Source organism: Solimonas variicoloris DSM 15731, assembly GCF_000382285.1.
GTDB lineage: Bacteria > Pseudomonadota > Gammaproteobacteria > Nevskiales > Nevskiaceae > Solimonas > Solimonas variicoloris.
Map to the genome: position 1 here is coordinate 293576 of NZ_KB907928.1, position 22099 is coordinate 315674.

The window sequence follows — 22099 nt, forward strand, 5'->3', positions numbered from 1 at the left end:
GCGCGCGCCTCAGCTCACCGACACGCCGAACAGCATGCCGGCGCCGTAGGTCACGGCCGCCGCCGCGCAGCCGATCAGCACCTGGCGCAGCGCCGAGTACAGCGGCGTGCGGCCGCTGAACAGCGAGGTGACGAAGCCGATGCCGGCGAGCGCGACGGCGCTGAGCGCGATGCTGATGCCGATCGCCGTCGTGCCGCCGCTCCACAGGAACGGCAGCACCGGGCAGATCGCGCCGGCCGCGAACAGCGCGAACGAGGTGATCGCCGCGCGCCACGGACTGCCGCCGCGCTCGGCCGGATCGATGCCGAGTTCCTCGCGTGCCAGCGTGTCGAGCGCGACGTCCTTGTCGCGCATCAGCTCGGCGGCGATGCGCTGGGCGTCGGCGCGGTCGATGCCCTTGGCCTGGAAGATCAGCGCCAGTTCCTTCTGCTCGGCTTCCGGCGTCTGTTCGATCTCCTCGCGCTCGCGGGCGATCTGCGTTTCGGCGAGTTCGCGCGCGTTGGTGACCGACAGCCATTCGCCGAGCGCCATCGAGCAGGCGCCTGCGGCGAGCCCGGCGAGGCCGGTCAGCAGGATCTCGCGGCCGCCGGTGCCGGCGCCGGCGACGCCCATCACCAGGCAGAAGTTCGAGACGAGGCCGTCGTTGGCGCCGAGCACGGCGGCGCGCAGATCGTTGCCCGAGCCGCCGCGATGCCAGCGCTCGGCGCGCGCGATCTCGCTGCCGGCGACGCCCTTGCCGCCGGTACCGGCAGCCGCGGCCTGGACCACGGCGGCGTGGCCGCGCTCCTCGCTCGACAGCGCCGCGGCGTCGGCCTGACCGGCGTACTTGTCGCGGTCGGCGAATTCGGCGGCGGCGATCGACGGCAGCACGAAGCGCGGTCCGAAGCGGCGCGCCAGCCGCATCAGCAGGCGCGTGCGCAGGCTCGGCGCGTAGGCCGGGTCACGGATGCCGAGCGCGGCGAGCTTGGCGTGCCAGACCTGGGCGTGTTCGGCCTCGGCCTGCGACAGCTGGGTGAACAGATCCTTGCGCACCGGATCGGATTCGGCGGCGGCCAGCGCCGCGTACAGGCTCGCGCCGTCGCGTTCGTCCTGAAGATTGCGCCGGTACCGTTCGACCTCGCTTTCGCTCACGCTCGTGCTCCCGGATGATGGCTGCGGCGTCGGGCCAGGGCCGCAGGCGGTGATGCCATAATGTCGCATGCCGATGCTTTCCGTCGCTCTTTCCGTTCTGCAGCCCTGCGTGCGCCTGCGCGCTGCTGGCAGCCGGCGTCGCTGAGCGAGGCGGGCGATGCCGCTGGCGCTGGCACCGATGGAAGGCTTCGTCGACGATCTGCTGCGCGACGTGCTGACGCGCGTCGGCGGCATCGACTGGTGCGTCAGCGAATTCATCCGCGTCAACGACCGTCGCCTGCCGGCCTCGGTGTTCCGCCGCTATGCGCCGGAACTCGCGCACGGCGCGCGCACGCCGGCCGGCACGCCGATGCGCGTGCAGCTGCTCGGCTCCGATCCCGGCTGCCTCGCCGACAACGCGGCGCTCGCGTGCACGCTCGGCGCGCCGGTCATCGATCTCAACTTCGGCTGCCCGGCCAAGACCGTCAACCGCTCGCGCGGCGGCGCGGTGCTGCTCAAGGAGCCGGAGCTCATGGGCCGCATCGTCGGCGCCGTGCGCGCCGCGGTGCCGGCGGCGATTCCGGTGACGGCGAAGATGCGGCTTGGTTATGAGAACGCCGACGCCGCGCTCGACTGCGCGCGCGCACTGGTCGACGGCGGCGTCGCGCAGATCGTCGTGCACGCGCGCACCAAGGTCGACGGTTACCGGCCGCCGGCGCACTGGGAATGGGTCGCGCGCGTGCGCGAGTGCGTGCCGGCGGCGATCGACGTCTACGCCAACGGCGAGATCTGGTCGGTCGAGGACTGGCAGCGCTGCCGCGCGGCGAGCGGTGTCGAGCACTTCATGCTCGGCCGCGGGCTGGTCGCGCGGCCGGATCTGGCGCGGCAGATCGCCGAAGCGCGCGCCGGCCGTGCGCCGCAGCCCATGGCCTGGAGCGAGGTGCTGGCGCTGCTGCAGGATTTCTGGCGGCAGCTGCGCCGCCGCGCACCGCCGCGTTTCGCGGCCGGACGGCTCAAGCAATGGCTGGTCTGGCTGGCGCGCAGCTATCCGGCCGCCGATGCGCTGTGGCAGCGCGTGCGCGCCGAAGCGGACTGCCGCGCGCTCGACACGCTGCTCGGCGTCAGCCTGGATCGCCCGGAGCGCTCGGCGTCGACGGCGCAACGGCATGCGCTGCCGCCCACGCCAGCTTCTGCGCTCGACGCAGCTGCTTGAGCCGGTACTCGGCGCTCGACGCCTGCGCCCTTGAGGCATGCGCCTGCTGTGCAAGCAGCCGCAGTGGCCGGTGCGCACGCGTGTAACGGGCGCCGCGGCCGTCGAGGTGCTGCTGCAGGCGGCGCTGCGGATCGGGGCTGATGCCCGCGTAAAGGCTGCCGTCCTCGCATTCGAGCAGGTACAGGAACCAGGCGACGGTTTCGGGCGAGACGGCCATGGGTGGCGGCGGGGCGGGCGACGCGCAGTATGCCGCCTGGCATCGTCGCGGGGAGGTTTTTCCTACGCGCGAATCGGATTTTCCGGCGTTGCCCGGCCGCCCGCGCGGCGGGCAGGCTGATCCGTCCGCGGCGTCGAACGCCCGTTCGCCTGTCACGGACGATCCATCACGACAGGAGAGCAGGCATGGACGCGAGAAAACTCGTGGCACGCGGTAGCGGTATTGCGCTGGCGCTGGCACTGGTGGTCGGCAGTTCTGCCGTCCAGGCGGGTCTGCTGAAGACGACGGTCGGCACGCTGCTGCGCACGCTGGCTGACATTTCCGGCACGGTCACGAGCCCGATCGGCGACGTGCTGGTCAACCTCACGCAGAACGCCGGCCCCCTGGTCGCGCATACCATCGTCCGCATCCAGGGACGCTACCTGCTGCTGACGCGCGGCACTTCGGCTTTCGACATGACCTTCACGCACGACGGCCAGATGCGCCGCGTGCTGGTCGTGCGCCCGCAGAACCCGGTCGCCGGCGCGCCGGTGCTGATGATGCTGCACGGCAACGGCGGCACCGCGGAGAACCAGTCCAATCTCAGCGAGGCGCCGGATCTGGTCGCCGCCAAGGGCGTCTGGGTGGTGCTGCCCGAGGCGCTGAACGGCACCTGGAACGACGATCCGGCCAACTCGATCGGCATCGACGACGTCGGCTTCCTGTCCGATGTCGTTTCGGTCATGACCAACATCTTCCAGGTCGACGCGTCGCGCATTTCGGTCAGCGGTCTGTCGAACGGCGCGTTCATGGCCGAGCGCTTCGCCTGCGAGCGTTCCGACCTGATCGCCGCCGCGGCGCTGATCTCCGGCACCATCAGCGGCGGCCTGATGAACGCCTGTGCGCCGGCGACGCCGCGGCCGATCATGTTCATGGACGGCACCGCCGACCCGATCGTGCCGTACGACGGCAGCCGCCTCGGCGTGCGTTCGGCGCCGGACACGTTCAACTTCTGGCTCGGCCGTCTCAACTGCAGCGCCTCGGCGACGCTGACGACGGCGCTGCCGGACTCGACCGCGGACGGCACGACCGTCAGTCTGGCGCGCAACACCGGCTGCGGCAGCGGCGGCGAGGTCCGGCTCTACACCGTCCAGGGCGGCGGCCACGCCTGGCCGGGCGGCTGGCAGTACCTGCCGGTGCCGATCATCGGCACGACCAGCACCGACGTCGATGCGACCACGGAGATCTGGAACTTCGCGAGCCTGTACCACCGCTGAGTGCGGCGCCGCGCGGACTCAGCGCGTCATCGCAAGGCGCGCAGCGACGAGACTGTCCCGCCGCAGCGCCGGATCGGTGCTGCGGCGGGGAGGGCTCGGTCGGTCTTGAGCAGGCCTTAGCCTGCTCCGCCGACCCGTTCCAGGATTCGCAGCAGCTGGGCGAGATCCTCTGCCGGCAGGCTGGCCAAGCTGGGCGGCGGCTCGTCGGCGATCTTGCGCAGTGCGGCAACGCGCTTGCGCCCTTCGGCGGTGAGGGAGACGAGCTTGGAGCGGCGATCTTCCGGGTGCGCGCGGCGCTCCACGAGTCCGCGTTCCTCGAGATCGTTGATGATCACCGTCGCGGCCGGCGCGTCGGTGCCCATCTCCCAGGCGAGATCGCGCAGGCTGCGATCCTGATCCTTCAAGCGCCGCAGGGCGCGCACGCGACTGAACGGCAGGCCGGTGGCTTCGGCGGCTTTGCGGCGCCAGTCGCCGCGCGACTCCATGACCAGCGCGACGAGAATCTGCCAGATGCGCTCGGCATCACGCTGTGCGGGTTTCACTTGGGCTCCTCCAGCAGGTGTGCAACGCGTTCGGCGCTGGCGCGTCCGCGCGCGCCGGTCGCGAGCAGGGCGAGGCCGACGATGAGCGCGCCGCTGCCCGCTAGTATCCACCACACGCGGTGCGTCGCGGCCGCGAAATCGGCCACGCGATCGCCGGTCAGCGATCCGGCGAGCGCGACGCCCAGCGACACGCCGATCTGCCGGCTGGTGCTGGCGATGGCCGAGGCGAGGCCGGCCTGCGCACGTGGCAGACCGGACACGGCGGCATAAGTGATCGGCGCATTGACCATGCCGAAGCCGCAGCCGAAAACGAAGAACGCGGCCAGCACCATCGGCAGCGGCGTGTCGGCGGCGAGTCGCGTCAGCATCAACGTGCTGAGCACCAGCGCGGCGCCGCTGATCAGCAGCGAGGGTCGCGCGCCGCGCACGGCGACCATGCGGCCCGACAGCGGCGACAGGCCGATCACCGCAACCGCCATCGGCAGTAGGCACAGGCCCGCGAGCGGCGCCGACAGGCCTCGCGTTTCCTGCAGATAGATCGAGCCGAGGAACAGGAATGCGCCCATCGCCGCGAACATGCTGATCGCGATCAGCGTGGCAGTACTGAACGGCAGGCTCCTGAAGAAGCGCAGATCGAGCAGCGGCTCGTGCCGGCGCGGTTCGTAGATCAGCAGGGCGATGAAGGCCGCCGCCGCGAGCAGCGCCGCGCCGCCGGCTTCGACGCCGTTGGCCCGCGGGGCTTCGATCAGCGTGTAGATCAGTGCCGCGAGGCCGGTCAGCAGCAGGATCTGGCCGACCGTGTCGGGCCGTCGCGGCGTCGGCGCGCGCGACTCGGGGATGTAGCGCGAGGTGAGCCACAGTGCGAGCAGGCCGATCGGCAGATTGATCCAGAACACCGATCGCCAGCCAAAGGCCTGCGTGAGCACGCCGCCGGCCAGCGGGCCCAGGGCCATCGCGATGCCGGCGACCGCGCCCCAGATGCCGATGGCGCGCGCGCGATCGGCTGGCGCAGGGAAGGTGTGCACGACGATCGCCATCGCGACCGGATTGAGCATCGAGCCGCCCAGTGCCTGCACGATGCGCGCCATCACCAGGACGGTGGTGCTGTCGGCAAAGCTGCATAGCACGGAGCCGAAAGTGAACAGCGCCATGCCCCACCGGAAGACCCGCCGCCGTCCGAGCCGATCGGCCGTCGCGCCGCCCAGCATCAGAAAGCTGGCGAGGACGATCGTGTACGCATCCACCACCCACTGCAGATCGGCAACAGACGCGCCGAGCTCGCGCCGGATGGCCGGCAGCGCGACATTGACGATGGTGACGTCCATCGATACCACCAGCAGACTCAGGCAGCAGGTGGCGAGGATGAGCTTGCTTCGCGCGGGTGGCGAAGGATGATTAGTTGTAATCATGCAATAATTGTATAAATGCAACTAAATGAGGTCAAGGGGACGGCGCGCGGCTGCGCGCCAACGAAGAAGGGCCGCTGGCGCGGCCCTTCTTCGCTGCGTGCGGCGAGGGTTCTACAGGCCCCAGGCTTTCAGCTTCATCTTGACCATCAGCACGATGAAGTGCCAGGCGGTCTTGATCTTCTCCCAGGCCGTCGGCTGGTAGCGCGCGCGCTCGCGGATGTAGTGCTGCAGCGCGAGCAGTTGCTCGTCGGACAGTTCGCCGAACGCGGGCATGCCGCGCGCGAGCAGGCCGCCGTCGCGGACGATCGCCGTGAACGCCGGCGTCGACAGCGGAATCTGCGAAGCGCGCAGGTCCGGGGCGTAGCCGCCGGCGACGGCGGAGACGCCGTGGCAGATCACGCAGCGGTTGTAGATCAGCTTGCCCTGCTCGGCGAGCGCCATGTCGAGCTTGAACTCGGGCGCGGCGAGCGGCGTCACCTGCGACGGCGGCGCCGTCGGCGGCAGCGCCGCCTGGCCGTCGAGCACGAAGGTCAGCAGCCGCCGCGGATGCTGGCGGCCGACCCAGCCGTGCTGCGCGGACAGCGAGCCGAGCAGCATCTGTCCGCCGGCCCAGCCGGCCGGCACGGTGATGTACTGCTTGCCGTCGACCGCGTAGCTGATCGGCGCGCCCATCGAGCCGACGCCCATGTCGAAGCTCCAGACGATCTTGCCGGTCTGCGCATCGTGCGCGACGAACCGGCCGTCTGCCTGGCCCTGGAAGACGAGGCCGCCGGCGGTCGCCATCACGCCGCCATTGTTGGCGCCGGGTACCGGTTCCTCCCAGGCTTTCTTCTGCGCGGCCGGATTCCAGGCGATCAGCGACGAGGTGCCGGCGTTCTTCGGCACGTCGTCGAAGAAACCGCGCAGGCCCATGACGTCGTCCGGCGTCATCGTCCAGGTCTTCGGATCGCGGCCCTCGTCGTTGTAGTAGCCGGCCATTTCGTGCGCCGGGATGTAGACCAGTCCGGTCTTCGGGCTGTACGACATCGGCGGCCAGTTGTGCAGGCCGGCGGAGCCCGGCCAGGTCAGCGCCTCGCCGTCCTCGTAGCGCGCGCCCGGCACTTCGACCGGACGGCCGGTGTTGAGGTCGATGTATTTCGCCCAGGTGACCTTGCCGAGTTTCTCGGCGGAGATCAGCTTGCCGGTCGCGCGATCGATGACGTAGAAGAAACCGTTCTTCGGCGCGTGCAGGATGACGTCGCGCGGCTGGCCATCGATGGCAATCGTCGCCAGCGTGATGTCCATCGTCGAGTTGAAGTCCCAGGTCTCTCCCGGCGTGGTCTGGTAATGCCAGACGTACTCGCCGGTGTCGGCGTCGAGCGCGACCACCGAGCACAGGAACAGGTTGTCGCCGCCGCCCGGCGAGCGCAGCTTGGCGTTCCACGGGCCGCCGTTGCCGGTGCCGATGTAGACGCGGTTGTACTTAGGGTCGTAGGTCATCGCGTTCCACGCGGTGCCGCCGCCGCCGTACTTCCACCATTCGCCGCTCCAGGTCTTCGCAGCCATTTCCATGGCCTTGTTCTCGAAGCCGTCGGCCGGATTGCCAGGCACGATCCACCAGCGCCAGATCGGCGCGCCGGTCTCGGCGTCGTAGGTCGTCACGTAGCCGCGCACGTGGCCGAAGTCGGCGCCGCCGTGGCCGATGATCACGCGCGCGCGGCCGTCGCTGCCTTGCCAGACGCGCGGCGCGCCGGTGATGTAGCGGTTGTCACCGGGCTCGGTGGTCTGCGTTTCCCAGACCAGCCGGCCGGTCTTCGCGTCGAGCGCGAACAGGCGGCCGTCCTGCACGCCGGCGTAGACCTTGCCGTTCCAGTACGTGAGGCCGCGGATGCCCCAGGCCATGCGCATCTTCTGCACATCGACCTTGGGGTCGTACTTCCACAGCAGCTGGCCGCTGCGCGCGTCGATGGCGTGGATCACCGAATAGCCGGCGGCGACGTAGACGACGCCGTCGACCGCGACCGGCATCGTCGCCAGGTTCCAGACGTCGTCGAAATCCAGCGCCCAGGCCAGGCCGAGGCGTCCGACGTTCTGCGTATTGATCTGCTCGAGCGGGCTGTAGTGCTGCTCGCTGAAGGTGCGGCCGTTGGCGGCCCAGTTGGTGCCATCGGTCTCGTTCGACAGTGCCGCGTTGTCGATCTGCGCCGCCGCCTGTGCAGCGAGGCCGAGGCTGACGGCCGCAACGAGGCCCGCGAGTGCGCGGCGGCCCAGCGCCGCCATGCCCGACTGCTTCATGGATCTCCTCCCGTGGATGGCCGGCCCGCGCCCCGCGGCCGGCTTTGCGCGGACTCTAGCGGCTCGGGGCCGGCGCGACCGTCATCCGGACAGACGAGGGATGCACGTGCGGACGCCGGTGTGTGCGATCTGCGATGCTGGCCGGCCTCATCCACCGTCCGTCGCGCCCATGTCGATCGCTGATTTCCGCCCCGGCGTCTACCGTCACTACAAGGGCCGCTACTACCTCGCGCTGGGTCTGGCGCGTGAGGACGAGAGCAACGAAACCGTGGTCGTCTACACGCGCCTGTATCCGCGCGACGGTCTGCCGATGAGCACGCGCCGCTTGTCGGTCTGGAACGAGACGGTGGTCGTCGCGCCGGGCGCGGCGCCGGTGCCGCGCTTCGCCTACGTCGGCCACGAACAGCCGGCCGACTGATCCCGGAGCGGCCGAGCGCCGGTCGCCGCGCGCGCCTGCCGGCGTGGCGACGTCGGCGCCGGCCGGCGCGCCGCTATCCGCCGGTGGCGTCGAGGCGATCGCGCAACGCGATCAGCTCGTCCTTGAGCTTCAGCAGCGTCGGTGCCGACAGGCCGCAGGCGGCGAAGATGCCTTGCGGCACCGCCTTGGCGCGTTCGCGCAGCGCGCGGCCGGCCTCGGTCAGCGTGATCCGCACCTGGCGCTCGTCGCGGGCGCTGCGCTGGCGCGAAACCAGACCGGCGCTTTCGAGCCGCTTGAGCAGCGGCGTCAGCGTGCCGGAATCCAGGTGCAGCAGCTGACCGATGTCCTTGACCGGCACATCGTCGCGCTCCCACAGCACCAGCATCACCAGGTACTGCGGGTAGGTGAGGCCCAGTCCGTCGAGCAGCGGCTTGTAGACGCCATTGAAGGCCAGGGCCGTCGAATAGACGGCGAAGCACAGCTGATTCGACAGCGCGAGCAGGGCGTCGTCGTCGGCATTCCGGTTCGGCATGACGGGCTCTCCGTGGCCAGAGGGTTCTGACGCCAGCTCTGTGGAGTCCTGGCGGCGCAATTCAATTGTACGCAATCAAAGCGCATAAGCGCTGACTTTCTAATTTCGAACAAATATTTTGTAAGCAATTTAATTGTTCGTAATATTCATTCCGTCGACTCCAAACGGGTCGCCTCTCCACCCCCGACAGAAGGACCTTACGTCATGAATCCCATCGCCAGAACCGCCAGGATCGCTGCCGTCGCCGCCGCGCTGGGCGCCGCCTCGACCAGCTTCGCCGCTGCCGTCGAACCCGGCACGCAGGCGTTCCTCGATGCCGTCGCCGCCCAGGGCGGCAAGCCGATCTACACCCTGTCGCCAGCCGAGGCGCGGCAGGTGCTGTCCGGCGCCCAGGCCGGCGCGGTTGCCACGCTGCCGGCCGAGATCGAGGACCGCGTGCTGAAAACCGGGCCGACCGGCCAGGTGCGCGTGCGCATCGTGCGCCCCGCGGGCAACAAGACCGAGCTGCTGCCGGTCATCGTCTACTTCCATGGCGGCGGCTGGGTGCTCGGCGGCACCGATACGCACGATCGTCTGATCCGCGAGCTCGCCAACGGCGCGCAGGCGGCGGTGGTGTTCGTCGACTACGACCGCTCGCCGGAAGCGCAGTATCCGGTGCCGCTGGAGCAGGGCTATGCGGCGCTGAAATACGTCGCCGAGCACGCTGCCGAGCTTAAGGTCGACGCCTCGCGGCTGGCCGTCGCCGGCGACAGCGTCGGCGGCAACATGGCGGCGGCGAACACCTTGCTCGCCAAGCAGCGCGGCGGTCCGCAGATCGATTTCCAGCTGCTGTTCTATCCGGTCACCGACGCCGATTTCGACAACGGCTCGTACCGCGAATTCGCCAATGGTCCGTGGCTGACCCGGCCGGCGATGGCGTGGTTCTGGGACGCCTACCTGCCCGACGTCGCCAAGCGCCGCGAGCCGACGGCCTCGCCGCTGCGGGCCTCGTTGGAGCAGCTCAAGGGCCTGCCGCCGGCGCTCGTCATCACCGACGAGAACGACGTGCTGCGCGACGAGGGCGAGGCCTATGCCGCCAAGCTGGCGCGCGCCGGCGTCCCGGTCACGCAGGTCCGCTATCTCGGCACGATTCACGATTTCGTGATGCTCAACGGCCTCGCCGCAACGCCGGCGACGCGCGCCGCGATCAAGCAGGCCAATGCCGCGTTGCGCCGGGCGCTGGCCCGCTGAGCCGCCGTCCCGCGCTTTTCGAATGCCTCAACCCGACTTTTATCCAATCCCAACAGGAGTGATCCCATGAGCACCCAGGTTCTTTATCGCACCAGCGCCACCGCCACCGGCGGCCGTGACGGCCGCAGCGTCGTCGAGGACGGCAGCCTCGACATCAAGCTGACGACGCCCCGCGAGCTGGGCGGCGCCGGCGGCGCCGGCAACAACCCGGAGCAGCTGTTCGCCGCCGGCTACTCGGCCTGCTTCATCGGCGCCATGAAGTTCGTCGCCTCGCAGGGCGGCCCGAAGGTGCCGGCCGACACCACGGTCAAGGCGATCGTCGGCATCGGCCCGCGCTCGGAAGGCGGCTTCGGGCTCGACATCGAGCTGCAGGTGGCGCTGCCGGGCCTGGCCCGCGCCGATGCCGAGGCGCTGGTCGCCAAGGCCCATCAGGTCTGCCCGTACTCGAATGCGACGCGCGGCAACATCGATGTGCGGCTGACGGTGGTCTGAATCGACTGCCGACGTAAAGGCCCCGGTCCCGCGCAGGCGGGCCGGGGTCTCTGTCGTCCGTGTGGCGTTCGCTCTGACGACGCTTCAGGGCCGCGGCGCGGTGTCCTGCCAGTAGCCCGGATCGCCGAAGGTTTTCTTCAGATGTTCGACGAACAGCCGCGTCCGCAGCGGCAGGTGGCGGCGTTCGAGGAACAGCGCGTAGATGCCGTTCGCGGGTGCGGCGTAGTCGGCGAGCACTTCGACGAGACGGCCCTGTGCGAGGTCGTCGCCGACCTCCCACATCGAACGCCAGGCGAGGCCGCGACCGGCTAGCGCCCACTCATGCAGCACCGCACCGTCGTTGCAGTCGAAGCGGCCGCGCGGGCGGACGCTGCGCAGTTCGCCGTCGACGATGAAGCTCCAGCCGCGCGCCTGGCCGCCGGTCTCGCCGAGACTCAGGCCGTCGTGCTGGGCCAGCTCGTCGGGATGGCGCGGTTCGCCGCGCCGCGCCAGATAGGCGGGGCTCGCTACCACGACACGGCGGTTCTCGGCGAGGCGCACGCGCACCAGACGCGAATCGGTCAGCTCGCCGACGCGGATCGCGCAATCGATGTTCTCGTTGGCGAGATCGACGATGCGATCGGACAGGTCGAGCGAGACGGCTAGCTCCGGATGCTGGTCGAGGAAGTCGGCGACCGCCGGCGCGACATGGCGCCGGCCGAAGCCGGCCGGCGCGGTGATGCGCAGATGGCCGCTGGCGCTGCGGCCGCCGTGGCTGACCGCGGCCTCGGCGGTGGCGAGGTCATCGAGGATGCGCTGGCAGTCCTCGAGAAAGGCGCTGCCCTCCGCGGTCAGCGTCAGGCTGCGCGTGGTCCGCGTCATCAGGCGCACGCCGAGCCGCCCTTCGAGCGCATCGATGCGACGGCCGATCATCGCCGGGGTCAGATCGAGCGCGCGGGCGGCGGCTGAGAGGCTGCCGCGCTGTGCCACCTGCACGAAGGTCTCGATCTCACGTAAAGGGTTCACGGTGAGGGCGGCCTTATTTCATACATAAAGTAAAAGATGATTTGCAGTGTAGTGCATTCAAGCGCGCAGCGCGGAGGCCTATCATGCGCGGCATTCGAAACCCCACCGGAGCCTTCCCATGACGCTCAAACTGCCTGCCGGCATGCAGATCAATGCCCCGATCGAAGCGCGCTTCGACGAGATCCTGACGCCGGAGGCGCTGGAGTTCGTCGCCAAGCTGCATCGCGCCTTCGAACCGCGCCGCCAGGAGCTGCTGAAGAAGCGCGTCGAGCGCCAGGCGCGCATCGACGCCGGCGAGCTGCCGGACTTCCTGCCGGAAACGAAGCACGTCCGCGAGGGCGACTGGAAGGTGGCGCCGCTGCCGAAGGCACTGGAGAACCGCCGTGTCGAAATCACCGGCCCGGTCGAACGCAAGATGATCATCAATGCGTTCAACTCGGGTGCCGACTCGTACATGACGGACTTCGAGGACTCGAACAGCCCGAACTGGTTCAACCAGATCCAGGGCCAGGTGAACCTGTACGACGCGATCCGCCGTCAGATCAGCTTCACCAACGAGAAGGGCAAGGAATACCGGCTCAACGACAAGATCGCGACGCTGCAGATCCGTCCGCGCGGCTGGCATCTCGACGAGAAGCACGTGCTGGTCGACGGCGCGCGCGTGTCCGGAGGCATCTTCGATTTCGCGCTGGTGTTCTTCCACAACGCCAAGGAGCAGATCGCGCGCGGCGCCGGTCCGTTCTACTACCTGCCGAAGATGGAGAGCCATCTCGAAGCACGCCTGTGGAACGACATCTTCGTGATGGCGCAGGAGCACATCGGTCTGCCGAAGGGCACGATCAAGGCGACGGTGCTGGTCGAGACCATTCTCGCCACGTTCGAGATGGAAGAGATCCTGTATGAACTGCGCGACCACAGCGCCGGCCTCAATGCCGGCCGCTGGGACTACATCTTCTCGTGCATCAAGAAGTTCAAGCGCAACCGCGATTTCTGCCTCGCGCAGCGCAGCGTCATCACCATGGAAGTGCCGTTCATGCGCGCCTACGCGCTGGCGCTGGTCAAGGCCTGCCACAAGCGCGGTGCGCCGGCGATGGGCGGCATGAGCGCGCTGATTCCGATCAAGAACGATCCGGCTGCCAACGACAAGGCGATGGCCGGCATCCGCAACGACAAGGCGCGCGATGCACGTGACGGCTTCGACGGCGGCTGGGTCGCGCACCCGGGCCTCGTGTCGCTGGCCCAGGAGGAATTCCAGAAGGTGCTCGGCGACCGCCCGAACCAGTGGGACAAGCAGCGCGACGATACCTATGGCCCGAAGGACTGGCTGAACTTCCAGCCGGAGCAGCCGATCACCGAGGCCGGCGTGCGCAACAACATCAACGTTGGTATCCACTACCTCGGTGCCTGGCTCGCCGGCAACGGGTGCGTGCCGATCCACAACCTGATGGAAGACGCCGCTACCGCCGAGATCAGCCGCTCGCAGATCTGGCAGTGGGTGGTGAGCCCGAAGGGCAAGCTCGACGACGGCCGCAAGGTCGACGCGGCGATGGTCCGCGCGATCATTCCGGAAGAGCTCGCCAAGGTGAAGGCGACCGTTGCCGCCGGCGGCGAAGACACCGCGACCTACGATCAGGCCGCCAAGATCTTCGAGGAGATGTCGCTGTCGGAGAACTTCCCGGAGTTCCTGACACTGCCGCTGTACGAGGCGATGGCGTAAGGCGCGACGCGCCGATCAGCCTGCCGAATGAAAAGGCCGCGCGGAGCACCGCGCGGCCTTTTTCGTTGCCGGCGCCTTGATCGCGCCGGGGGCTTCAGAGCGGCTGCAGTTGCTCGGCGAAGCGCCGGGCATTGTCGACGTAGTGCAGCGCCTGCATCTTGAGGATCTGCACTTCCTGATCGGACAGCGTGCGCACGACCTTGGCCGGCGAGCCGACGATCAGTGAATTGTCCGGAAAGCTCTTGCCCTCGGTGACCAGCGATTGCGCGCCGACGATGCAGTTGCGGCCGATCTTGGCGCGATTCAGGACCACGGCGCCGATGCCGATCAGCGTGTTGTCGCCAATCTCGCAGCCGTGCAGCATCACCATGTGGCCGATCGTGCAGTTGGCGCCGACCACGAGCTTCAGTCCGGGATCGGTATGCAGCACCGAGCCTTCCTGGATGTTGCTGTTCTCGCCGATGCGAACCTCGTCGTTATCGCCGCGGATCGTCACGTTGAACCAGATGCTGACGTTGGCGGCGCAGTGCACCGAGCCGATGACGGTGGCATTCGGCGCGATCCAGTGCGGACCCTCGAACTGCGGATGGCGGTCGCCGAGGCGGTAAAGCATGCAGGTCTCCAGCAAAAGAGGGCAGGCGCGCATTGTCGGCGAAGCCGCCGGCGTTTGCCCTCCGCCTTGACCTTTCAGAACTCGACGACGGCGGGCTCGCGCAGCAGCGCGGCGAGGTGCTCGGACGGGATTGCCGGATAGAACAGAAAGCCTTGCGCGTAGTCGACGCCGATGCGCCGCAGCAGCGCGAGCTTGCGCGGGTCGTCGACGAACTCGGCGACGGTCTTCTTGCCGGCGGCGTGGGCGACCTGGCGGATCGCGCGCACGATCTCCTGGGCGAGCGGATCGTCGACGATGTCGCGCACGAAGCGGCCGTCGATCTTCACCTCGCTGACCGGCAGGCGGTGCAGGTAGCCGAACGAACACAGGCCGGAGCCGAAGTCATCGAGGCTGAAGGTGCAGCCGATCGCACGGAAGTCGGCGATGATGTCGGCGGCGACATCGAGCTGCTCGATCGCGGCGGTCTCGGTGATCTCGAAGCCGAGCTTGCCGGGCGGCGGATGCAGCGCGCGCACGTCGGCGAACAGCTTCTGCATGAAGCGCGCGTCGGCGACCGAGCGTGCCGACAGGTTCATGGTCAGGCCGTCGAGCCGACGCACCAGATCCGCATGCTGGTCGATCCAGCCGAGCACGGACTGCGCGGTGAAGGCGTCGAGTTCCGGCGTCAGGCCGAAGTATTCGAGCGTCTCGATCGTGCCCGCCGGCAGCGGCAGGAACTCGCCGCGCTGTTCCATGCGCAGCAGGAACTCGGCCTTGGCGAGGCGCGGCTTGGCGCCGCGGATGTCCATGATCGGTTGCGGCAGCAGGGTCAGGCGCTGTTCCTGTCGCAGGCGCCGGAAATTCAGGACGGCGCCGGCATCACGATATGCGGCGACGGGCGTGGCCAGGCCGCGATTGCCGCTGACGATCTGGTTCAGGCCGCGGCGCTTGGCCTCCTGGCAGGCATCGCTGGCCTGCATGAGCAGCTGGCGCCAGTCCGGCTTGCTGATCTGGGTAGTGACCAGGCCGATCGACACGCTCAGCGCGCTTTCGCCGAGGATCGATGGATAGCGGATCGCGCAAAGGCGCTCGCGTAGTGCGTGGCTCTCGTCGATCGCGGTCTGGCCATGGTCGATCGGCTTGGCGGCGACGAACTCGTTGCTCCACAGGCGGCTCGCCAGGCCGTGACAGCCGGCCCAGTCGCCGAGCTCGGCCAGCGTGCGCTCGATCAGCTCGTCGCCGATGCCGGGCGCCGCCCACTGGTTGATGCTGCGCATCTGGCGGATGTCGACGTGCACCAGCACGGCACCGGGGAAGGCGTTCCATTCGCTGAGCTGACGGCAGAACCGTTCGAAGTTGGAGTTGGACATGGCGGGGCCATCGACGGTTTACGTTCCCTTAGCGGCAGCCATGAGGGCTTCCTGAAGGCGCTGCCGTTGGTCGGGGCCGAACGGCGCCCCCCCGGGCGTGCCCGCGCACAAAAGAAAAGCCCCGCCGGAGCGGGGCTTTCGAAGTGCTTCGCAGCGCGTCTTATTCGACGACGTGGAGCTCGACGCGGCGGTTGTTCTCGCGGCCGGTCTCGGTCTCGTTCGAGTCGATCGGGCGCGTCTCGCCGTAGCCCACCGGCGTCATGCGCTTGGCAATGACGGCGTGATCGCTCAGATACTTCTTGACCGCGATCGCACGGCGCTCGGACAGGCCGAGGTTGTACGAATCCGAGCCGATGCTGTCGGTATGGCCTTCGACCTCGACGTTGACGTTCGGGTAGGCCTGCAGCGTCGTGGCCACCTGCTCGAGGATGCGCTTGGCTTCCTCGGTCAGACGATCCGAGTCGAACTCGAACTTCACGCCCTTGAGGACGAAGTTCTTGTCGATCGCGCAGCCGTTGGCGTCGACTTGCTCGCCCGGACGCGGCTTGCGGCAGTCGCCGACCAGCGCGCAGCCGTTCGGCAGCACCTTGGCACCCGGCGGCGAGTGCGGGCACTCGTCGAGGTAGTCGGGGATGCCGTCGCCGTCGGAATCGAGCGGGCAGCCATCCGGACCGACGGCGACGCCCTTCGGCGTGTTCGCGCAGCGGTCGAGGTCGTCCGGGATGCCGTCGCCGTCCGAGTCGTTCGACGAGCAGCCGTCGGCGTTGACCTTGGTGCCGGGCGGCGTGTTCGGGCACTTGTCGAGGTAGTCCGGGACGCCGTCGCCGTCGGAGTCGAGCGGGCAGCCGTTGACGTCGACCTGCACACCCTTCGGCGTGTTCGGGCAGCGGTCACGGACGTCCGGCACGCCGTCGGCGTCGGAGTCGAGCTCGCAGCCGTCGGCGCCGACCTGCACGCCCTTCGGCGTGTTCGGGCACTTGTCGAGATAATCCGGCACGCCGTCGCCGTCGAGGTCGGTCGGGCAGCCGTCCGAGTACACGGTCACGCCCTTGGGCGTGCCCGGGCACTTGTCGCGCGAGTTGGGCACGCCGTCGCCGTCGTCGTCGTTCGGATCGGCGCCGAACTTCCAGCGCAGGCCGACGCCGGCGGTCCACACGTAGAACGTGTCGTCCTGGACGGCGCCCTTGCCGCTGATGAAGTCGAGGTTGTAACGGCCCTCGAGGCGCAGGTCGAGATTCTGCGTCAGGTTGAAGAACGTGCCGAGGCCGACGCCGACGCCGGCGCCGCCGATGTTCTCATCGAGGAAATTGATGTAGTGGCCGTTGAGGTTGCCGAGCAGGTACGGACGCACCGTCGCCTTCTCGTCGGCCAGGTACTGCATGACGTTGAAGCCGAGCACGGCGCGGCTGTAGTCGTTGCTCGACGACAGGTCGGACACGTCGAGCTTGCTGTAGCCGCCCTCGATTTCGACGCCGAGCCAGGGCGCGATCGAGCGACCGACGGCAATCGAGCCCATCGGCCCGACGTCGACGTCGTTCTTGTCAGAGAAGATCACGCCGACGGACGGCGATACGTACCAGCGCCCGTCGTACTCCACCTCTGCCGCCGCAGCGCCCGACCACAGCGCGCCGGCCAGCATGAGCCATCCGAACTTCCGCATTAGTTGTCTCCCATCCCTAGAACCGCTCTCGGCATCCCTGCACGCGTCTTCTACCCGATTTGAAAAGACGCCATCGCGACGAATCGCACACCGCGATTTCGTTGTCTACGCTCTCTTTCGTGAGCCGTTCTCGATTATGATTGCGAAAAGGAATGCAGTAAACATGGGGCGGGCCGGGGGATCACCGCCCGGACACGGAAGTTGTAGGAAGAGGGAGTTTCGAAATGAAGGCAGTTCGCTTACTGGCCGCGCTGTTCGCGCTCGCGTTGGCGGCTTGCGGGGATGGCAGCATCAAGAGTCCCGATTTCACCGCGGAGCTCGAATCGATTTCGATCGAGCCGGCGACGGGATCAGTCGCCCTTGGCGAGACCGTGCAATTCCGCGCCTATGGGCTCTATTCGGCGCCCCCGGGACAGACCGCCGAGACGCGCGAGATCACCTCGTCCGTGACCTGGGCGAGCAACGAACCCAGCGTTGCGACGATCAACGCCAACGGCGTGGCGACCGGCACGCAGGTCGGCACCGCCGGCATCACGGCCAGCCTCGGCGACCATCAGGCCAGCGCCCAGCTGAACGTCGGCGCGGCAGTGATCCGCAACATGGTGGTGCGCACGATCGCCGGCGCGACGCAGGCGTCGGTCGCGGTCGGCCAGTCCGTACAGATCTATGCCTACGGCGTCTATTCGGATGGTTCCGAGCGGCTGATCTCCAGCGCCGACAATCTGGTGCCGTGGACCTCCGGCAACGACGCGAGCGTTGCCGTGGCGCCGACCGAAGGTCCGACGACCACGGCTTCGGCCCTGCAGGTCAGCGCCGCGCCGGTGCTGGTAACGGCGGCGCTCAAGACGCTCGGCGGCGAGCCGGTGCTGCAGCGTGACGGCTCGACGCCGATCACCGCCAGTTTCGCGGTGACGGTCAGCAGTGCCGCGATCGTCAGTCTCAAGCAGGTGCAGTGGGAGAGCGATGCGGTGCCGGCGGCCGCCGATCCGGCGCCGACCACGGCGCTGAAGCTGACTCAGGGCGCGACGCTGAAGGCGGTGGCGATCGCCGTCTACACGGATGGCACGACCGGCATCGTCGCCGACGACAAGCTGAACTGGACCAAGGAGCCAGCCGACAGCACGCTGGCCGACATCGACGCCAGCGGCAATGTCAGCGGTACGGCCAAGGGCACGCTGAAGATTCGCGCCACGCTGAAGACCGCGCCGGCCGGCGGCGGCAGCGCGACGGCGGCGCGTGACGTGAGCGTCGTCGACGCCAGCTGCACGAACCCGGCGCGTGACGATCAGTTCGTCGCTCGCGGCTGGTTTGTGCCGGTGCTGTGCCTGATCTGCTCGGCGAACGGCGCCGGCAACGTGATCGATGCCGACGACAGCAACTACGCGACGCTGACCAATAATGTGGCGCTGCTCGGCGGCGAGACGGCGATCAACGTTGCCCTGAAGGACGACGCGGCGCCGGCGCTGAACACCGGTCCGGCGCCGAAGGAAGTCAGCTTCCTGATCGCGATCGATCAGGGCACCTTCCCGGTGCTGAACCTCGGCCTGTTCAACATCCTCTATATCTCGCTGCACTCGGATGCCGGCGGTGACGATTCGCTGACCGGTCGTGTTGCGGCTTCGAATGGCGATATCAACGCGCTGGATCTGACGCTGCTCGGTCTGAATCTGGTGCCGGGCTACGACACGGTGCAGGTGTCCTATGTGCCGCCGGCCAACGTCGAATACCGCCGCTTCCGTCTCGGCAACAACGCCGGCGTCGCGCAGGTGAACCTGAGCGGCAAGGCGATCCGGGTGTCGAACGCCTGTCTGCCGGAATAAGGCGGCGTCAGCTGCGGATGTGAAAAGGGCGCCGGAAGGCGCCCTTTTCGTTTGCAGCGGAAGGCCGCGGCCCCATCGGGCCGGGTGTCCGAAGCGCGAGCTCAGTTGCGGACGACGAGATTGTCGCGGTGGACCAGTTCGGGCTCGCCGACGTGGCCGAGCCGTTCGGCGATCTCGCTGCCCTTGGCGCCGGCGATGCGGGCTGCGTCATTGGCGTCGTAGTTGCTGAGTCCGCGCGCGACCTCGTGCCCGTCCGGATCGAGCAGCGCGACCAGGTCGCCGCGCGAGAAGTGCCCTTCGATCCTGCGGACGCCGACCGGCAGCAGGCTGCGGCCCTGCTCGCGCAGCACGCGCGCAGCGCCCGCATCGAGATGAAGCCGGCCGCGCACCTGCAGCTGGCCAGCGATCCAGCGCTTGCGCGCCGTCATCACGCCCTGCGCCGGCGTCAGCAGCGTGCCGATCATCGCGCCCTGCGCGATCTGCAGCAGCGCATCCGGCTTGCGGCCGTGGGCGATCACCGTCGCGGCACCGGAACGCGCGGCCGTGTACGCGGCGTTGAGCTTGGTGCGCATGCCGCCACGGCCGAGCACGCCCTTGCTGTCGCCCGCCATGTCGACGAGGCGCGGGTCGGTCAGTGAGGCCTCACTGACCAGGGGGGCGTCGGGTTGTACCCGGGGATCGGCTTCGAACAGGCCTTCCTGGTCGGTCAGCAAGACCAGCAGATCGGCTTCGATCAGGTTGACGGTCAGGGCGCCGAGCGTGTCGTTGTCGCCGAGGCGGATCTCGTCGGTGGCGACGGTGTCGTTCTCGTTGACGACCGGCACCACGCCGAATTCCAGCAGCGTGTTCAGCGTGCCGCGGGCATTGAGGTAGCGGCCGCGGTCGGCAACGTCCTCGTGGGTCAGCAGAATCTGCGCAGCTTCGATGCCGTGGCGGTGGAACTCGGCCTCGTAGGCCCGCACCAGCCCCATCTGGCCGACTGCGGCCGTGGCCTGCAGCTCATGCAGCGCGCCTGGCCGTTTCTTGATGCCGAGCCGCGCCATGCCTTCGGCGACCGCGCCGGACGACACCAGCACGATCTGCTTGCCGGCGGCGCGAAGCGCGGCGATTTGCGAGCACCAGTCGCGGATGGCGTCGTGGTCGAGGCCGCGGCCCTTGGCGGTCACCAACGAGCTGCCAACCTTGATGACCCAACGATGCGTTTCGACGAGCTTGCCGCGGGCGACGCCGGCGGCGGGGGCGGGGGAGACCGTCATGGCTGAGCGGGGAAGCGAAAATTCAGTCGAGAGGGCGCTTGCTCGCCTTCGAGCGGCGGGCGCGCGTGCTGCGCGTGACGTTGCGGCCGAGGTCCTTGTTCGGCACCGGCTCCGTGCTCGTGCGGCGCGGCGCCGCGCGGTTGCGCTTGACCGGGGTGACGGCCACGGACGTCGGCGCTTCGGCGGACAGCGCCGGCGTCGCCGACGGGGCGCGCGTTTCGACCCACTGCATCGCGGCTTCGGCCAGCTCATCACAGCCGGCGTGCGACGCGGCCGAGATCGCGAACCAGCGACCTTTCCAGCGCAGTTTCTTCAGGGCCTGCTTGACGAGTGTCTGCCACTCGGCTTCCGGCATCACGTCGATCTTGTTGAACACCAGCCACTGTTCGCGGGCGGCGAGCTCGTCGCTGAAGGCTTTGAGTTCGGCGTTGATGGTGCGGATGTTGGCGACGATGTCCGAGCCGTCCGGCGGCATGACGTCGACCAGATGCAGCATCAGGCGCGTGCGCTGCAGATGTTTCAGGAAGCGGATGCCGAGGCCGGCGCCTTCGGCGGCGCCCTCGATGAGGCCCGGGATGTCGACCATCACGAACGAGCGCGAGGGGCCGACCGCGACCACGCCCGGCTGCGGATACAGCGTCGTGAACGGATAGTCGGCGATCTTCGGGCGCGCCGCTGACACCGAGGCGAGCAGCGTCGACTTGCCGGCGTTCGGCAGGCCGAGCAGGCCGACGTCGGCCATCAGCGACAGTTCGAGGCGCAGCTCGCGGACATCGCCGGGCGAGCCCTTCGTGGCCTTGTACGGCGTGCGGTTGACCGACGACTTGAAGTGCGGATTGCCGAGGCCGCGGCTGCCGCCCTGGGCGACCTTTACGCGCTGGCCATCGCGGGTCAGCTCGCCGATCAGCTCCTCGGTACCGTCGTCGAAGATGCGCGTGCCGAGCGGCACGCGGATGTCGAGATCGGCGCCGGCAGCGCCGGTGCAGTTCGAGCCCTGGCCGTTGACACCCGGCTGCGCCTTGAACAGACGCGTGTAGCGGAAATCGGCGAGGGTGTTCAGATTGGCGTCGGCCACGGCCCAGACGCTGCCGCCGTCGCCGCCGTCGCCGCCGTCGGGCCCGCCGAACGGCATGTACTTGAGGCGCAGGAAGCTGATGCAGCCATTGCCACCTTTGCCGCCTTCGACGCGGATCCTGGCCTCATCAACAAACTTCATCGTTCAGTTCCTGCTGGATGCGCAAGAGAGTAGCGCACAAAAAAGCCCCGTTTCCGGGGCTCTTCTGCGAAAAAGCGCAATGTATCAGGCCGGAACGATGTCGACGTGGAGCTTGCCGGCCGGACCGCGCGGACGGAACTGCACCTTGCCCTCGACCAGCGCGAAGATCGTGTGATCCTTGCCGAGGCCGGCGCCGACGCCGGCGTGGTACTGCGTGCCGCGCTGGCGGATGATGATGTTGCCCGCGACGACGTTCTCGCCGCCGAACTTCTTGACGCCGAGTCGCTTGGCCTCGGAGTCGCGGCCGTTGCGAGTGCTGCCGCCTGCCTTTTTATGTGCCATGTTGGGTGCTCCTGAATCCTGGAAAGGGTGGCCGGCTTAGGCGCCGACGATCTCGGTGATCTTCACTTCGGTGAAGTTCTGACGATGGCCCTGTTCCTTGTGATAATGCTTGCGGCGGCGGTGCTTGACGATGCGGATCTTGTCGCCGCGGCCGTGGCCGAGCACTTCCGCCTTGACGGCGCTGCCGGCGACGGTCGGCGTGCCGACCTTGATCTGCTCGCCTTCGCCGACCATCAGCACTTCGTCGAACGACACGACGCTGCCGACTTCCGCCGTCAGCGATTCGATCTTCAGCGTATCGCCCTGGGCGACCTTGTACTGCTTGCCACCCGTCTTGATCACGGCGTACATCGTTGACTCCAAATCTAATTTTGATTGTAAGCCGCGGCGATTACGCTGCCCGGCCCGAATGAAGCGCGTGATTGTAG

The 22099-nt window shown here is 68.5% G+C and carries 21 protein-coding genes; 7 read left to right on the forward strand and 14 right to left on the reverse strand.

Going from position 1 to position 22099, the window contains the following annotated elements:
* Positions 1–9: 9 nt before the first annotated feature.
* Positions 10–1131: a VIT1/CCC1 transporter family protein gene (locus H149_RS0107585; RefSeq protein ID WP_020649147.1), complete on the reverse strand. Its 1122-nt coding sequence runs from the start codon at positions 1129–1131 to the stop codon at positions 10–12.
* Positions 1132–1288: 157 nt separating this feature from the next.
* Here H149_RS0107585 and H149_RS0107590 point away from each other — a divergent pair, with 157 nt between their 5' ends.
* Positions 1289–2323 (forward strand): tRNA dihydrouridine synthase, encoded by a 1035-nt coding sequence (locus H149_RS0107590; RefSeq protein WP_020649148.1) that lies wholly within the window; start codon positions 1289–1291, stop codon positions 2321–2323.
* Here the strand turns inward: H149_RS0107590 and H149_RS0107595 are convergent.
* Positions 2232–2540 (reverse strand): GIY-YIG nuclease family protein, encoded by a 309-nt coding sequence (locus tag H149_RS0107595; RefSeq protein ID WP_020649149.1) that lies wholly within the window; start codon positions 2538–2540, stop codon positions 2232–2234. The two genes, H149_RS0107590 and H149_RS0107595, sit on opposite strands and share 92 nt — an antisense overlap.
* Positions 2541–2725: 185 nt before the next feature.
* Here H149_RS0107595 and H149_RS0107600 point away from each other — a divergent pair, with 185 nt between their 5' ends.
* Positions 2726–3796, forward strand: a complete 1071-nt coding sequence (locus H149_RS0107600; protein WP_154654686.1) for a CE1 family esterase — start codon at positions 2726–2728, stop codon at positions 3794–3796.
* A 116-nt stretch (positions 3797–3912) separates the two neighbouring features.
* On the opposite strand, the gene H149_RS0107605 is transcribed toward H149_RS0107600, so the two are convergent.
* The 3 genes from H149_RS0107605 to H149_RS0107615 form a co-directional block, all read right to left on the reverse strand.
* Positions 3913–4338, reverse strand: coding sequence for a MarR family winged helix-turn-helix transcriptional regulator (locus tag H149_RS0107605; protein ID WP_020649151.1), 426 nt, complete (start codon positions 4336–4338; stop codon positions 3913–3915).
* The gene (locus tag H149_RS0107610; RefSeq protein ID WP_051101815.1) at positions 4335–5747 is read right to left on the reverse strand and encodes an MFS transporter; all 1413 of its coding nucleotides are present in this window, start codon (positions 5745–5747) and stop codon (positions 4335–4337) included. Before H149_RS0107610 ends, H149_RS0107605 begins: the two co-directional genes overlap by 4 nt.
* A 111-nt stretch (positions 5748–5858) precedes the next feature.
* On the reverse strand, positions 5859–8021 hold the full coding sequence (locus tag H149_RS0107615; RefSeq protein WP_020649153.1) for a PQQ-dependent dehydrogenase, methanol/ethanol family: 2163 nt from the start codon (positions 8019–8021) through the stop codon (positions 5859–5861).
* A 169-nt stretch (positions 8022–8190) separates the two neighbouring features.
* On the opposite strand from H149_RS0107615, the gene H149_RS0107620 reads away from it, so the two are divergent.
* Positions 8191–8439: a DUF1653 domain-containing protein gene (locus H149_RS0107620; RefSeq protein ID WP_020649154.1), complete on the forward strand. Its 249-nt coding sequence runs from the start codon at positions 8191–8193 to the stop codon at positions 8437–8439.
* A 73-nt stretch (positions 8440–8512) separates the two neighbouring features.
* On the opposite strand, the gene H149_RS0107625 is transcribed toward H149_RS0107620, so the two are convergent.
* Complete coding sequence (locus H149_RS0107625; protein ID WP_020649155.1) at positions 8513–8971, reverse strand: MarR family winged helix-turn-helix transcriptional regulator; 459 nt, start codon at positions 8969–8971, stop codon at positions 8513–8515.
* A 204-nt stretch (positions 8972–9175) separates the two neighbouring features.
* On the opposite strand from H149_RS0107625, the gene H149_RS0107630 reads away from it, so the two are divergent.
* Complete coding sequence (locus tag H149_RS0107630) at positions 9176–10201, forward strand: alpha/beta hydrolase (protein WP_020649156.1); 1026 nt, start codon at positions 9176–9178, stop codon at positions 10199–10201.
* 66 nt (positions 10202–10267) lie between these two features.
* Positions 10268–10693: an organic hydroperoxide resistance protein gene (locus H149_RS0107635; protein WP_020649157.1), complete on the forward strand. Its 426-nt coding sequence runs from the start codon at positions 10268–10270 to the stop codon at positions 10691–10693.
* Positions 10694–10777: 84 nt separating this feature from the next.
* Here H149_RS0107635 and H149_RS0107640 read toward each other — a convergent pair whose 3' ends face one another.
* Positions 10778–11698, reverse strand: coding sequence for a LysR family transcriptional regulator (locus H149_RS0107640; protein WP_026352971.1), 921 nt, complete (start codon positions 11696–11698; stop codon positions 10778–10780).
* Between the two features lie 118 nt (positions 11699–11816).
* Between H149_RS0107640 and aceB the strand changes: the two genes are divergently transcribed.
* Positions 11817–13415, forward strand: a complete 1599-nt coding sequence (gene aceB / locus H149_RS0107645; RefSeq protein ID WP_020649159.1) for a malate synthase A — start codon at positions 11817–11819, stop codon at positions 13413–13415.
* A 94-nt stretch (positions 13416–13509) separates the two neighbouring features.
* Here aceB and H149_RS0107650 read toward each other — a convergent pair whose 3' ends face one another.
* The 3 genes from H149_RS0107650 to H149_RS24205 all read right to left on the reverse strand — a co-directional run bounded on the left by H149_RS0107650 (position 13510) and on the right by H149_RS24205 (position 17037).
* Entirely contained in the window at positions 13510–14028 is a 519-nt protein-coding gene (locus tag H149_RS0107650; RefSeq protein ID WP_039748445.1) for a gamma carbonic anhydrase family protein, read from the reverse strand.
* A 74-nt stretch (positions 14029–14102) separates the two neighbouring features.
* Positions 14103–15377, reverse strand: a complete 1275-nt coding sequence (locus tag H149_RS0107655; RefSeq protein WP_020649161.1) for an EAL domain-containing protein — start codon at positions 15375–15377, stop codon at positions 14103–14105.
* A 160-nt stretch (positions 15378–15537) separates the two neighbouring features.
* Complete coding sequence (locus H149_RS24205; protein WP_020649162.1) at positions 15538–17037, reverse strand: OmpA family protein; 1500 nt, start codon at positions 17035–17037, stop codon at positions 15538–15540.
* 224 nt (positions 17038–17261) lie between these two features.
* Between H149_RS24205 and H149_RS0107665 the strand changes: the two genes are divergently transcribed.
* A complete protein-coding gene (locus H149_RS0107665; RefSeq protein ID WP_020649163.1) occupies positions 17262–18857 on the forward strand; it encodes an Ig-like domain-containing protein in 1596 nt (531 codons plus the stop codon).
* Positions 18858–18958: 101 nt separating this feature from the next.
* On the opposite strand, the gene proB is transcribed toward H149_RS0107665, so the two are convergent.
* The 4 genes from proB to rplU all read right to left on the reverse strand — a co-directional run bounded on the left by proB (position 18959) and on the right by rplU (position 22022).
* Positions 18959–20113, reverse strand: coding sequence for a glutamate 5-kinase (proB, locus tag H149_RS0107670; RefSeq protein ID WP_020649164.1), 1155 nt, complete (start codon positions 20111–20113; stop codon positions 18959–18961).
* A 22-nt stretch (positions 20114–20135) separates the two neighbouring features.
* Positions 20136–21329: an Obg family GTPase CgtA gene (cgtA, locus tag H149_RS0107675; RefSeq protein ID WP_020649165.1), complete on the reverse strand. Its 1194-nt coding sequence runs from the start codon at positions 21327–21329 to the stop codon at positions 20136–20138.
* A gap of 84 nt (positions 21330–21413) precedes the next feature.
* Positions 21414–21671: a 50S ribosomal protein L27 gene (gene rpmA / locus H149_RS0107680; protein ID WP_020649166.1), complete on the reverse strand. Its 258-nt coding sequence runs from the start codon at positions 21669–21671 to the stop codon at positions 21414–21416.
* A gap of 36 nt (positions 21672–21707) precedes the next feature.
* Complete coding sequence (gene rplU, locus H149_RS0107685; protein WP_020649167.1) at positions 21708–22022, reverse strand: 50S ribosomal protein L21; 315 nt, start codon at positions 22020–22022, stop codon at positions 21708–21710.
* Positions 22023–22099: the final 77 nt, after the last annotated feature.